Below are 13,621 nucleotides of genomic sequence, written 5' to 3' on the forward strand. Positions count from 1 at the left end.
CACAGACAAAATCCACGCTGCTCTTACAACAACCCTTTCCTCAGCTGCTCCACGGCGTAATTAGCCGCCCTGGCTGTTAAAGACATATAAAGAATAGAAGGGCTCTGGTTACCGGTACTGGTCATACAGGCACCATCGGTTACAAATACATTCTTACAATGATGTAGCTGATTCCATTCATTGAGCAGGGATGTGGCAGGATCCTTTCCCATGCGCACACCGCCCATTTCATGTATATCTAATCCCGGTGGCTGATGGTTATCACTCGTCACGATATTTTTTGCGCCGGCGGCTTCCAGCATGGATTTTCCCTGTTCCAGGAAATCTTTTACCATTCTGTCGTCATTATCGTCGTAATCAACGGAAGTGATCAGTAACGGAATACCCCACTGGTCCGTTTTATCTTTGCTTAACCTTACGTGATTACTTTCTTTGGGGATGGTTTCTCCCTGCATATACATGTAAGCGCCCCATTTTCCCGGTCGGCTGATGGCTTCTTTAAATCCGGCGCCCAATGCCGATGGAACATTTTTATCGTTTAGCCGTTCCCGATAGGCACCGCTGAATATAACATATCCGCCTACAAAATCAGTGTCTTTTTTATGCACATTCCGGAAGTTTGGCATAATGCATTCCGCCGGTTTGGATACTTTGTAATACTTATCTTCAAAACCGTCAAACTCGCCACTCATGCCGGCTCTGTAGTTATGGAAACAGATATATTTCCCTAACAATCCATTGTCATTTCCCAACCCATTGGGAAACCGTTGGGAAGTAGAATTCAACAAAATAAGATTGGTATTTAAGGCAGAGGCATTAAGGAAAATAATTTTTGCATAAAAGATCATCGTTTCTTTGGTGTTGGTATCTATCACTTTTACGCCGGTGGCTTTACCGGATGATTCATCATAGATAATAGAATGTACCACGGAGAATGGACGGATGGTAAGATTGCCTGTTTTCTCTGCCCAGGGAAGCGTGGAAGCATTGGAGCTAAAGTAGCCACCAAACGGACACCCCCGCATACAAAGATTACGGCTCAGGCACTGCCGGTGTTGTTCTTTTGGAATGCCGCGTGGCTCCGTTACCTGTGCCCATCGGCCGGATACATAGTGCCGGTTGAATTTTTCGGCCACCACGGTTTTGATATGCTGCTCTACACAATTCAATTCAAAAGCAGGCAAAAATTCTCCATCCGGCATGGTATCGATGCCTTCTTTATCGCCACAAACACCAATGAACTTTTCGACATGGCTATACCACGGGGCAATGTCGTGATAGCCGACGGGCCACTCAATGCCGTAGCCATAACGGTGTGGCGCCGTAAAATCCATCTCACTCCAGCGGGCACACGCACGCCCCCATATGAGCGACTTTCCACCTACCTGGTAGCCTCTTATCCATTCGAAAGGTTTCTCCTGGATGTAGGGATGGTCCGCATCTTTCACAAAGAAATGGGCCGTGCTGGCATCATACCCTGCCGCCCTGCTGATATAGGGATTTTCGTCCAATACCTTCCTGGGTAATGCACCCCGGTATTTGAAGTCCCATACCGGCGTGGTAGCGGTGGGATAATCTTTTATATGCTCCACATTTCTGCCCCGCTCCAGTACCAGGGTTTTCAGGCCCTTTTCGCATAACTCTTTTGCAGCCCAGCCACCACTGATGCCACTGCCAATTACAATGGCATCGAAGTGCCTGGAAAGATCCTGATTGGCCGCCATACGTGAAATTTTACGTTGTCATTGTTCCTTGTTCAGATGCTATTTTGCGCTGCCATTTAACCACAGGTCAACCGGTTTGGTTACGTGTGGCGTAAAAGGCAGGGTAATTTTTTTGCCTTCACCTGCCGCCGCATAGGCGGCATAGATGATCTCTAGTACTGCCCGTCCGTCTTTGCCCGTCACCAGTGGTGTTTTATCATTTTTCACACAGTCAATAAAATGTTTTAACTCCTGCGGATAGCCCTGGTTAAAGGCTTCTTCAAACATGCAGAAACTCCAGCCCACCGTAGTATCCGTTTTTTCCATGGCATAACCGTAGCCGCTCCTGCTGTAGGCCAGTATGGAATTCCCGGTAAATAAATCCGCATAGGCGACCCCGTTAGTGCCGTGAATTTCGCTGCGGTCATCCATGCCACCATGTTTGGCCCAGGAATTTTCCACCACGCCGGTGACCCCGTTTTCAAATTCGATGATGATAATAGAATTATCTTCTCCCTGCGTTCTTCCTTTATGGAGTACTGTATTCATAGAAGCGGTAACGCTCAGCACACGGCTGTTCTTCAATATCCAGCGAAACCAGGCGATACCATGGCATCCCATATCCATCAGTACTCCACCGCCAGACTGATTTACATCATAGAACCAGTCGGAATGCGGGCCAGAATGCTTTTCTGATTGCTTCAGCATGTAGATGTCGCCCACTGCGCCTTCTTCCACCATCTGCCGCGCACGCTCGTATTTGGGTGCAAAGCAAAGCTCTTCAGCGTACATGAGTTTCACCCCGGCTTTGTCGCAGGCCGCAATCATTTCATCAGCTTGTTCCAGTGTTACGGCCAGTGGTTTCTCTATAATGATATGCTTTCCCGCCGCCGCGGCTTTTAAAGTGGCTTCGTGATGCAGGAAGTTCGGCAAACAAATGTCTACTACGTCTGCGTCCGTATGTTGTAATAAATCGTCAATAGAAGAAAAGTGCTGCGCGATATGATGTTTGTTGGCAAAGGCTTTCGCCTTATCGGCATGTCGCGCATACACGGCTACGATCTCCGCTTCCGGCACAAACCGTGTGTAACTTTCCAAATGAATGTCAGCAATAAATCCTGCTCCCAGTATGGCTACTTTAACCCGTGTCATTAGCTTAAAAAGATTTGTTAAAAAATAGCTTTTAGCAGTTAGCTTTTAGCAAAATGCAGCGGAGATAAATATAACAAGATCTCCGCTGCATTTTGCTAAAAGCTAAAAGCTAACTGCTAAAAGCTTTCATACATCCGGACATAGTCCACCTGCATGGCTGCAGGAAACACAGATTCATCGAGGCCTTCTTTTCCGCCCCAGTTGCCGCCAACAGCTACGTTCAGCAACAAATAAAATCGTTTGTCGAACGGCCAGCCTTCATGGCCTTTATGTTCATTGGCTACCTGGTAGTATACTTTGTTATCCAGCAGGAAGATGATATGATCAGGTGTCCATTCTACTGCATAGAGATGAAACTGATCGTAAGGATGTGCAATAAAAACGCCTTTGGTTTTTTGAGTACCAATAACATGATTATAGGTTTTGCTATGCAAACTTCCAAAGATGCTGTCTTTCATATATCCCACATGTTCCATCACATCAATTTCCCCGCTTGCCGGCCACCCGCCATAGCTGTCGTCGGTAGACAACATCCAGATAGCAGGCCACAGCCCTCTGCCTTTCGGCAGCCTGGCTTTTACTTCCAGCTTGCCATATTTCCAGTCGCCTTTGTTTTTAGTGACCATCCTGGCAGACGTGTATTTATACTTTCCTTCACCGGTATTTCTGGCGGTAATAAACAGCGAGCCATTCTGCACTTTCGCATTGTTGGTATCTGCGGCAGTGTATAGCTGCAGCTCATTATTCCCCCAGCCCGACCGGCCTGTCTGATATCCCCATTTGGTGCTGTCCGGTACGCCTTTGTAGTTAAACTCATCACTCCAGACCAGCTTCCACTTTTTATGGCGCTGAATGGACTGGGCCTGCACCGTAGCGGTGTAACCGCATACGATCAGCAGTAAAAAAAGACCATAGTTTTTTTTCTTCATGTTCATGATTTCGGTAATAGTAACAATAGTTCCCGCAATAAATTTAATCTTTCAACTTCGGATTTATATCCTCTTGTGCCTGCGGAATGGGGATGTATTCACTTTTGCCTTTTACAAACCCGGGAAGCACGGCGGCTGCCTGATCTGTTCTCAGCAAATCATTAAACCGCTCACCCCACCATTCACAGATCAGTTCGGCATGACGTTCATCCATGAGTTGCGGCAGCGTTACGTTGGAAATAGGATTTAGCTTTGCGCGTTTCCGTACTTCATTGACCTGCGCATCTCCACTTTGGCCTTTACGGATTTTTGCTTCTGCATTCATCAGCAATACTTCGGCATAACGCATGATCCGGACGTTATTATTGGCGCCGTAAAAATCAATTCTACCCGGTGTCATCTGTGAAGTAGGGAAATAGGCTTTTCCATTGAAATACTTTTTCCGGGAGGCATTCCCTGAAATGGTGTCACCGGCAGGTGTTACTTTATATGTTCCGGGAGCGCCGTTGATACCGCAATATTCAATCGCTGTTTTTAAACGAACACTATCATTACGGTTTTTCAGGAAATCAAATGCCTTTTGCGTGGGCACCATCCAACCTGGCCCGGAGATCACCGGACTGTATGTATTTTCAGGTGCCTGGAACAGGTAGAAGTTACCCCATGTTTCGTTCGCACCACCGGAAGTAACGATATCACCGGAACCTTGTCCGAAGTCGGAATATTGCAGTTCAAAAATAGACTCATTACATAACTTGCCGGGCTTTTTAAACAACTGGTAATAATCATCGAACAGGGAGAATTGATGACTATTCACAATCTGGTTGGTACAATCCAGCACTATGTCCCAGTAAGGGCTACCGTTGTTATTCCCAGCCAGGTCCATCGCGGCTTTTGCTTTCAGCATCAGGGCGGTGTATTTTGTTACGCCGCCAACATGCACTGCGGCGTTAGGCCTGGCGTCTTCCAGGTTCGCAATACAGTAATCCATTTCCGCCATTACATATTTGTTGATGTCTTCAAGGCTGCTTTTGCTGACACCTCCCAGGTTGGCCGGGTTATTACTTTCCAGGCCAAGGATGGGTGTAGGTCCATAGGTTCTGCCGATCCAGAACTGCGCCATGGCCCTGTAGAAACGAGCTTCTGCCTGGTACCTTGCCATTAGTTTGGTATTATCAGCGTCGCCGGCAGGAATATTTTTTGCGAATTCGTTCAATTCAAACAGCGCGCTGTTGGCGCCTAATACCACGGCATACATACTGATCCACATGTCATTGATGCCCCAATAACTTTTTACGGTTACATCCGACTGAAAGTTATGGATGGCTACTTGTCCGGCGTCATCATTACCGGTTTCGATATCGTCGCTGCGAACAGAACGGATAGCCACACTGATCCATTTGGCGAAAGTACCACTGGCGGCGGTTCTATACAGACCGGATACCGGCTGATACATCAGCGATAAATCCTTGTAGTTGACAGTGGTCACCGGGGGATTGTTTTCCTGCGGACGGTCCAGGAATTTGGAACAGCCTGTAGAAAAAAGTATGGTGATGAGTAAGATGGATATGTAACTTCTCATAATTTCTTTTTTAATTTTTCTATCACTATATAGATCTAAAACATTTTCGTATAGCCTTAAACAATAGGTCCTCAGAACGTTGCCCTTACGCCGAGGCTATAAGTGGAAGATACCGGGTATACATTGGAATCATAACCGGAAACGCCATTATAAGAGCTGATTTCAGGTGTAAAGCCATTGTACCGGGTAAACATAAAAGGTCTGTCGGCGGTAGCAAATATTCTCATGGCTACCGGAGATTGTTTACCTATATCGAAATTATATCCGAGCTGAATGTTTTGAATACGCAGATAAGCGCCACTCTCTACAAAGAAGGAGTTGCTTACTTTAAACCAACCCTGTCCCAGTGCATAAGCAGAAGGATAGGCATTGGTGGAACCAGGTCCGGTCCAGAGATTGCTGGCAAATTTTTCATCCAGGTTCAGGGAAGAAGATGCTTTGTACAATCTGCCCCTGTTCAGGTTGAATATTTTATTGCCGGATACCCCCTGGAAGGCGATGCTGAAGTCGAACTTTTTATAGGTCAACCCGATATTAAAACCATAAGTAACTTTAGGCAGGTAGTTACCCATATTCACACGGTCTTTATCATCCAGTATGCCATCACCGTTCTGATCTTTATACCTGGGGAAGCCAGGCAAGATAGGTGATGTAGCAGATTGATTATAATGTTTCGCGATTGGATCATTATCTATCTCCTGCTGGGTTTGATAAACGCCGATAAATTCATACCCGTAGAAATAATTGATGGGCTGTCCTACTACAATACGGTTGGGAAATTCTGCTGTCCACTCGGGGAAACCGCCGGTAGAACTTGGGAGGGTTCCAAGGCTGGTGACTTTGTTTTTTAAGGTAGACACATTGGCACCAATGGAATAACCCACACTACCAATTTTATCATTCCAGTTCAGCACTATGTCCCAGCCACTGTTCTCCATATCAGCCCAGTTACCATACACGGTAGCATACGTAGAAGGAATAGGTTTATAGAAAGCTGCCCCGGTAGTTTTCCTGTTATAATAGTCTACGGAGCCTTTCAATCGTCCTTTCAGCATTTCAAAATCAATACCTCCGTCCCATTCTGTCACTACTTCCCAGGAAACGTCCTGGAAGAAACGGTTCACTGTATATCCGGGCAGGTAAGTACCATTAGTGCCTCCTGTGCTTCCGAAAACAGCGGAGTTGCTGTTACCCGTTTGTAACTTGGCGTAACCGGCGTTCGTATTTACTCCATCGTTCCCCAATTTTCCCCAGCTACCCCTGATTTTTAAAAAGTCAAAGAGGTGTTGATTTTGCATGAATGCTTCGCGGCTGATAACCCAGCCTAAACCAACAGAAGGGAAATAGCCCCATTTGGTCTGGTATTTCGAGCTGCCATCTGCGCGATAAGTAGCGGTGAGCAGGTATTTGTTGTCATAGTCATAAGTACCGCGGGTGAAGTAGGAAATACCGGCATTGCGGGTACCATCTTCGCCATAGTAAGCAACGTTGGGTCTTCCCTGCCCTGCGTACCAGGCCTCTTCGAGGTTAGGTACATCGTCGGCTTCTGCGCGGGTTTGGCGCCAGCGTTCTTCCCTGGTGGATTGTCCGAGGAGTATGCTCCAGTGATGCCGCCCGTTGCCATCTTTATAGGTCAGCAAATTATCGAGTATATAGTTCGTGGTCCGTTCCTGGATGGAGGTTAAGTGCGACAAGGTTTTACCAGGGGCGGGGCCTTGGTTCTGCTCAGGACTGTAGCGGGTTTCCAGCAGTGATCCATAGAGCTGGCTTAGCTGCGTCCGGAAAGTGATTTTATTCTGCCAAAATCCTGCCTCTGCATATAACGTTGGTAAAATCTGGAATCCTTTTGACTTGTCGTAATGATAATACGCCGTTGCCATGGGGTTTTTATCATCAGACCTGCCGATCACAGACGGCGCCGTGAATTTCACAGGATAGGCATTTACGTTAGTACTGTCGTATACCGGGAATAAGGGAGAAGCGGTATAGGCATTCAGGAATGCGGAGTTATCCGGGCTGAAAGTAGTGGAGTTATTAAAGATAGCAGTCACACCCACTTTCAGCCAGCTGAATGCTCTTGCTTCCAGTTGCAGGCGGCCGTTATATCGCTTAAAGTTATTCTGCGCGTTTAAGATACCATCCTGGTAGGTATAGTTGAGGCCCATAGAATAAGTGATTTTATCACTTCCTCCCGATACATCAATGCCGTGATTGGTGATCAGGGCGCTTTTTCTGAGGATCACATCATACCAGTCGGTGCTGGTAGTAGGATTCAGGCCATTGCCGCCGTATTTCTGGGACGACAGCAACGCGGTGCCGCTATCCGCCACGGAGCCTCTTTGCAGGGAGAACGATGTATACTGTTTCCCGTTAGCCATTTTCAATACGTTGGTGGGGCGCTGCATGCCTACATAACCCGTATAGGTTACCCGGGTTTTCATGTTGAGCTTTCCTTTTTTAGTGGTAATCAGCACTACGCCATTGGCGGCACGCACACCGTAGATAGCAGCGGCGGATGCATCCTTTAATACGGACATGTCTGCGATATCACCGGGATTCAGGAAATTAATATCCGTCACAAACATCCCATCAACTACATACAAGGGGTTCTCATTATTAAAGGAGCCCACTCCCCTGACGCGGACGTTAGGAACACTACCTGGCGCACCGCTCGTAACTACCTGCACACCGGGAACGCTTCCCTGCAGGGCCTCCATGGGCGTAGCCGTGGTACGTTTCATCATGTTGTCAGTATTCACCGCCGTAATGGGCGCGGTCAGGTCCGCTTTCTTTTGGGTACCATACCCAACTACCACTACTTCATCCAGGCCGGTGCGGGTAGGTTCCAGTTGCACATTCACCACATTACCGGTGATAGGCACTACCTTCCTGGCAAAACCTATAGCAGAGATGACAAGGGAATCCGCCCCGGGCGACACTGCCAGGGAAAAAGCGCCTACTTCATTGGTAGCCGTACCAGTTACGGTACCTTTTACGCCAACTGACGCGCCGATAACAGGTAAGTTCTTGTCATCTGTTACCGTCCCCTTCACCACTTTATTTTGGGCGCTGGCTGTAAGATGGACGATCATGGAAAGTAAAAGGGGGATAATAATACAGGTGTACTTTTTTTTCATACGCAAAATTTAGTTTTGGTCCGTTCCTAAATAGTGAATCGTGGATAAAACAAATGTAGGATAGCTGCTAAAAAAATGCCCGGAAACCACCACTTCATTACTACGTCATAAGGTATAATTCCCAATTTTTATGGCGTACACGGCTACTACAGAACTACTACAACCCCCACCCGGGTTCTCGTCACTATCATTAAGCGATTTTCAAATAGCATGTCTATGGCGAATCGGGCCCCAAACCCAGCACACAACGATTTAAGGAATCCCCCTCCCTTAAAAATGGGGCGTTATTTCCGCAAACCGGTGTAAGCATAAGGATGAGACAGTATCTACAAAAAAAGTTGCTTCCTGATCTACCCGAAAAGAGGTAAATTAAATACCCATTTACAGGTATTGCCGCTGCCTTAAATTTTACTCAGCTTTATACCGACCTTTGTCCGCCGGTATTTCTGAAAATCATTGATTCATCCAAACAAAGAAACTATGCATTGCTGTATGTGGCGAATATCCATGATGGCGGCTCTCCTGCTGACCACTATTACCCGTGTATCTGCCCAAAAAACACCTGAATACATTTTTCCTACCATCCCGTTTAATGAGGAGGAAACAGCCAAACAAATGGAAGATGGTCATGCCACCATTGCGGGACTGGCTAAACTGAAAAAGAAAGGCAGAACCTTTTATCCCTGGCAGGGCGATCGTATTCTCCTGTTTCCCGTAACACCTTACCTCACAGAAATGCTGGAACTACAGAAGAAGTATCGTAAAGGAAAAAAAATTGCCAGCATGGATAACAAAGCATACAGCTATCACATTGAAGGAAGAGTGCAGGATGAAAACGGCCATTTTGAGTTCAGGGATCTTAAACCTGGCAAGTACTATATTGTTACCTGGATCGATTACGAAAAACAATATGAGTACAAGGTACAAACCGGCAGGGAAACGGCCTACAACGGATATGGAGAAGTATTGTACTCCACACCTACCTATATTTGGTGTACGCAAAAATATGCGGTAGAACAGGAAGTATCGGGCATCATAGAAGTAACTGGCGATGGCCGGATGTCCGCTGAAATCTCCAACTAAAAAGACATTCTCATGAAAAAAATATTTATCCATCTTCCTGTTCTTCTTCTGGCAGTACAGGCGGTCATCGCGCAAAATGTCAACATACGCAATAACAACTTCAAAAAAGCACTCATCGAACAAGGTGTTGACCTGAATAACGATAACGAAATCCAGGTAGCAGAAGCGCTGAAAGTAACGAAACTATATGTCAACAAGTTTCAGATCTCCAGCCTGGCGGGCATCCGCAGCTTCGCCAATTTAGAGGAATTCGGTTTTTACGACAATAACATCAGGGACGCAGACTTCCAGGGAATGACTAAACTCCGGGCCATTTATGGCTACAACAACCAGTTACAAACGCTGAATGTAAAGGGGTGCACCAACCTGCAAACAATATATGCGGCTTACAATAAGCTGTCGGTCATAGACCTGTCCGGCTTGCCCAGGCTCAAAGAGCTACAGTTGCACAACAATACGCTGAATGCAGTAGATGTGGGCGGTCACCCGTTACTGGAGGAATGCCAGTTGAACGATAATATGATGACCTCTTTTAGTTTTAAGGGCTCCCATGCAATTAAAACGCTGATGCTGGGCAACAACCAACTGGAAGAGCTGAATGCCACCCCATTAAAGGACCTGGAAGTATTGAACCTGTATACCAACCGTAAGCTGCGGATATTAAAAGTATATGGATTAAGGAAACTGAAAGAGCTGAATGCTGATTTCTGTCCACTGGACAATCTGAATATGAGCGGTACGGTGAGCCTGACAAAATTCACCTGGTAATAGTTGAAAAATCCCATTTTTACGGGATGTGGTGGCAGCGAATTATAGCGTACTTTAATAGTACAGGCATTTGCCTGACCACCTCAAATTATAAGCTATGAAAAAGAAAATTCAATTGCCAAAACTTGTTTTGAGTAAAAAAATTATTGCGCGCCTGAGCAAGCTGTCAACTAACAATGATGCGGGTTACCTGATTTCTGATCCAACTACAGAAAATCCATGTGATCCCGTACACAGCATGTTCCTTTGCACCCGCGCATGCTAACAAAAAGCTATTTTTCCGGGGTGAAATATTGTACACCCCGGAAAATTTCTGACTACTCAGCTTTCCACCAGTTGTAATAATTGTGTTCATGATCCACTTCAAATCCCGTCCTGGGATACAGCTGATTACCAATGGCATTTGTTTTTTCAGTTTCCAGTAACAGGCCACAGGCATTGGTTTCTTCACACCAGGCTTTACAGCGGTCGATGATCATTACGGAAAGACCACGTCCCCTGTAATCCGGGTCAACAAACAGGTCGCTCAATAACCACTGGCGTTCAAGCTTTTTGTAATGAAACAGGGAATAGAGCTGGGCAAATCCTACCGCTTTGCCATCTACCATGGCTAAAAAAGTGTCTGATTCTCCATTACTAATTCTCTCCCGTAAAAAGTTTTTCCCCTTTTCGAGATCCGAAGGCTGCCGGTAAAAGATGCGGTAATGGTTGAATAATTCTGCGAATTCATCGAGATGTTCGATTCCTGCTTTGACAATTTGTACCATCGCTTATGATTTTGTGTTTGAGTGATCCTCTTATTTTAGTTCGATATTATCAGTCGCTATTTGAACGCTGTATCCGTGAATGTTGCTAGCTACAGCAGGTATCCATCGCTGCTGCTGCAAAAGTATACCCTTGCCGGACGATACAGGTGGTCCCATTTCAACAAAACAGGTAGTCCAATTATACAGGGTAACCTCATGGTGGAAATACATGTTTGCAGGCGTGCTTTCGTTTCCGTAGCAAAAAGTTCAAATAGCTGTTGCTACTGGTGGAAATAACAGGAAGCCCTGCGACTAAAGGCTTTTCACAGATGATAAAGATCAGTATACCGGCTAATAATGGTCATAATAATCACAGCGGGTGGCTGGTATCTTTGACCTGGTTTCATTTATCATCCAACTAAAATGAGAAAAGCTATGTCCAGCATTGTCACTATTACATTGAACCCGGCAATAGACAAAAGTACTTCCGTGCCTGCATTAAGGCCTGAGCGGAAATTACAGTGCAGCAATCCTACTTATGAACCTGGCGGAGGTGGTGTAAATGTTGCAAGAGCCATTATAAAGTTAGGCGGCGACGCGCAGGCCATTTACCTCGCCGGCGGACATTCAGGCAAATTTTATGATGCGCTGTTAAGCGCAGAAGGCGTTCCCGCATTGTCGCTTCCCATCGCAGGAAATACAAGAGAAAATCTCATTATTACAGATACCGGTAATGATGCACAATATCGCTTCGATATGCCGGGTCCGGTGGTGGATACCTTTGAATGGCAGCATTTACTGGAAGTGATCAGGAACATCGATCATATCGACTACCTGGTTGCCAGTGGCAGCCTGGCGCCTGGAATTCCTGCAGATATATTTGCCTCTTTTAGTGCTATTGCAGCCATCAAAGGTGCGCGCTTCATTGCAGATACTTCCCGCGACGCCTTAAAGCAGGCTATACGTGAAGGCGCTTACCTCATCAAGCCCAATTTGCGTGAATTAGCCGGTTTTGCCGGCGTAGATACCCTGAATACTGATGAAATGGTAGATGTAGCCCGTCAGATCATTTTCAAAAAACAATGCGAAGTGGTAGTGGTATCCATGGGAGGCAAAGGCGCCATGCTGATAACGCAGCATATCGCGGTAAAAGTCCCTGCCCCGGATGTAACGCGCGTGAGCACTGTTGGTGCAGGCGACAGCATGTTGGCAGGTATTGTTTACAGCCTGGCTAAGGATAAAGAAATTTTAGAAGCTGTTCAATTTGGTGTCGCCTGCGGCACTGCGGCAACTTTAAATGCCGGTACCGCACTGTGTAAAAAAGAAGATGCACAGTTTCTTTTTGAGGAAATTTGCAGGAGGCAGGCGTTAACAAGCGCCCTGTGAAAGCGGGTATCTTCTCCTGACTTTCTAACTTTCGGGGAGTTATCGTGTTAATAATGAATAGCCATTACGGCAAAACACTTGCATTCACTGGTGTTGTAAAAATTATAATGATGACATTGCTCCATTTACCAGAAAGCATGCGGGCCATGGTACTGGAAAAACCTGGTCAGCCACTGCAACTCAAAAATGTACCGGTACCTGCTCCCGGACCTGGCCAGGTGCTAATCAAAGTAATTGCCTGCGGTGTTTGCAGAACTGACCTGCATATATTGGATGGTGACCTGCCGCCGGTAATGTTACCACTTATTCCCGGGCATGAAGTGATCGGAGAAGTAGCAGCTACCGGCAGCGAAGTAACCACGCTTAAATATGGCGATAAAATTGGTGTTCCCTGGCTGGCATATACCTGCGGACATTGTAAATATTGCGCCCAGGGACAGGAGAACCTATGTGAGCACGCTCTTTTCACAGGATATACGGTAAATGGAGGATATGCGGAATATATTGTTGCCTGGGAAAAGTATTGCATCGTTATACCAGATATATTTACTAACCAGGCAAGTGCCCCTCTTTTATGCGCGGGACTGATAGGATACCGGTCGTGGCGTATGATACCGGAATATGCAGAGAACATAGGTATCTACGGCTTTGGCGCGGCCGCGCATATTATTACACAAATAGCCAGGTATCAAAGCAAGTCGGTATATGCCTTTACAAAACCCGGTGATGGCAGCAGTGAAGCATTTGCACTGGAAAGGGGCGCCATTTGGGCAGGGAGCTCCCTGGAATCTCCGCCTATAAAATTAGATGCGGCTATTATTTTTGCTCCCGACGGCAGCCTGGTTCCAATTGCATTATCTCATCTGGATAAAGGGGGTGCAGTCATCTGTGGAGGTATTCATATGAGCGATATACCCATGTTTCCTTACAAAATGCTTTGGCAGGAACGGATGGTGAGGTCAGTAGCTAATCTTACCAGGGAAGATGGAAAACTATTTTTTGAGATAGCACCCAAAATACCCGTTACCACTTCGGTGAAATATTTCCCATTATCACAGGCTAATGAGGCCCTATATGCGTTACGTAGCGGTGAATTAACGGGAGCTGCAGTCCTTACATTTTAAAAGCGCTGCAT

General features: G+C 46.3%; 11 protein-coding genes. 5 read left to right on the forward strand and 6 right to left on the reverse strand.

Going from position 1 to position 13,621, the window contains the following annotated elements:
* Positions 1–23: 23 nt before the first annotated feature.
* The 5 genes from J7623_RS13570 to J7623_RS13590 all read right to left on the reverse strand — a co-directional run bounded on the left by J7623_RS13570 (position 24) and on the right by J7623_RS13590 (position 8,503).
* Positions 24–1,724, reverse strand: a complete 1,701-nt coding sequence (locus J7623_RS13570; RefSeq protein ID WP_291920844.1) for a GMC family oxidoreductase — start codon at positions 1,722–1,724, stop codon at positions 24–26.
* Positions 1,725–1,763: 39 nt separating this feature from the next.
* The gene (locus J7623_RS13575) at positions 1,764–2,855 is read right to left on the reverse strand and encodes a Gfo/Idh/MocA family oxidoreductase (RefSeq protein ID WP_291920845.1); all 1,092 of its coding nucleotides are present in this window, start codon (positions 2,853–2,855) and stop codon (positions 1,764–1,766) included.
* Positions 2,856–2,971: 116 nt separating this feature from the next.
* The gene (locus J7623_RS13580) at positions 2,972–3,784 is read right to left on the reverse strand and encodes a glycoside hydrolase family 16 protein (protein ID WP_291920846.1); all 813 of its coding nucleotides are present in this window, start codon (positions 3,782–3,784) and stop codon (positions 2,972–2,974) included.
* A 43-nt stretch (positions 3,785–3,827) separates the two neighbouring features.
* Entirely contained in the window at positions 3,828–5,366 is a 1,539-nt protein-coding gene (locus tag J7623_RS13585) for a RagB/SusD family nutrient uptake outer membrane protein (RefSeq protein WP_291920847.1), read from the reverse strand.
* A 71-nt stretch (positions 5,367–5,437) separates the two neighbouring features.
* Positions 5,438–8,503, reverse strand: coding sequence for a TonB-dependent receptor (locus tag J7623_RS13590; RefSeq protein ID WP_291920848.1), 3,066 nt, complete (start codon positions 8,501–8,503; stop codon positions 5,438–5,440).
* 492 nt (positions 8,504–8,995) lie between these two features.
* Between J7623_RS13590 and J7623_RS13595 the strand changes: the two genes are divergently transcribed.
* From J7623_RS13595 to J7623_RS13605, 3 genes are all read left to right on the forward strand, one after another.
* Positions 8,996–9,586, forward strand: coding sequence for a hypothetical protein (locus tag J7623_RS13595; RefSeq protein WP_291920849.1), 591 nt, complete (start codon positions 8,996–8,998; stop codon positions 9,584–9,586).
* Positions 9,587–9,598: 12 nt separating this feature from the next.
* Positions 9,599–10,354 (forward strand): leucine-rich repeat domain-containing protein, encoded by a 756-nt coding sequence (locus tag J7623_RS13600; protein WP_291920850.1) that lies wholly within the window; start codon positions 9,599–9,601, stop codon positions 10,352–10,354.
* 97 nt (positions 10,355–10,451) lie between these two features.
* Positions 10,452–10,619: a hypothetical protein gene (locus J7623_RS13605; RefSeq protein ID WP_291920851.1), complete on the forward strand. Its 168-nt coding sequence runs from the start codon at positions 10,452–10,454 to the stop codon at positions 10,617–10,619.
* Positions 10,620–10,671: 52 nt separating this feature from the next.
* On the opposite strand, the gene J7623_RS13610 is transcribed toward J7623_RS13605, so the two are convergent.
* The gene (locus J7623_RS13610; RefSeq protein ID WP_291920852.1) at positions 10,672–11,121 is read right to left on the reverse strand and encodes a GNAT family N-acetyltransferase; all 450 of its coding nucleotides are present in this window, start codon (positions 11,119–11,121) and stop codon (positions 10,672–10,674) included.
* Between the two features lie 414 nt (positions 11,122–11,535).
* On the opposite strand from J7623_RS13610, the gene J7623_RS13615 reads away from it, so the two are divergent.
* On the forward strand, positions 11,536–12,486 hold the full coding sequence (locus J7623_RS13615; RefSeq protein WP_291920853.1) for a 1-phosphofructokinase family hexose kinase: 951 nt from the start codon (positions 11,536–11,538) through the stop codon (positions 12,484–12,486).
* A 107-nt stretch (positions 12,487–12,593) separates the two neighbouring features.
* Positions 12,594–13,610, forward strand: a complete 1,017-nt coding sequence (locus J7623_RS13620; RefSeq protein WP_291920854.1) for a zinc-dependent alcohol dehydrogenase family protein — start codon at positions 12,594–12,596, stop codon at positions 13,608–13,610.
* Positions 13,611–13,621 lie beyond the last annotated feature (11 nt).

The sequence above is a fragment of the Chitinophaga sp. genome (assembly GCF_017745275.1).
GTDB lineage: Bacteria > Bacteroidota > Bacteroidia > Chitinophagales > Chitinophagaceae > Chitinophaga.

Coding starts and splice junctions, on each gene's coding strand:
- J7623_RS13570 (WP_291920844.1), bottom strand. CDS start 1,724: ATGGCGGCCAATCAGGATCTTTCCAGGCACTTCGATGCCATTGTAATT.
- J7623_RS13575 (WP_291920845.1), bottom strand. CDS start 2,855: ATGACACGGGTTAAAGTAGCCATACTGGGAGCAGGATTTATTGCTGAC.
- J7623_RS13580 (WP_291920846.1), bottom strand. CDS start 3,784: ATGAAGAAAAAAAACTATGGTCTTTTTTTACTGCTGATCGTATGCGGT.
- J7623_RS13585 (WP_291920847.1), bottom strand. CDS start 5,366: ATGAGAAGTTACATATCCATCTTACTCATCACCATACTTTTTTCTACA.
- J7623_RS13590 (WP_291920848.1), bottom strand. CDS start 8,503: ATGAAAAAAAAGTACACCTGTATTATTATCCCCCTTTTACTTTCCATG.
- J7623_RS13595 (WP_291920849.1), top strand. CDS start 8,996: ATGTGGCGAATATCCATGATGGCGGCTCTCCTGCTGACCACTATTACC.
- J7623_RS13600 (WP_291920850.1), top strand. CDS start 9,599: ATGAAAAAAATATTTATCCATCTTCCTGTTCTTCTTCTGGCAGTACAG.
- J7623_RS13605 (WP_291920851.1), top strand. CDS start 10,452: ATGAAAAAGAAAATTCAATTGCCAAAACTTGTTTTGAGTAAAAAAATT.
- J7623_RS13610 (WP_291920852.1), bottom strand. CDS start 11,121: ATGGTACAAATTGTCAAAGCAGGAATCGAACATCTCGATGAATTCGCA.
- J7623_RS13615 (WP_291920853.1), top strand. CDS start 11,536: ATGTCCAGCATTGTCACTATTACATTGAACCCGGCAATAGACAAAAGT.
- J7623_RS13620 (WP_291920854.1), top strand. CDS start 12,594: ATGATGACATTGCTCCATTTACCAGAAAGCATGCGGGCCATGGTACTG.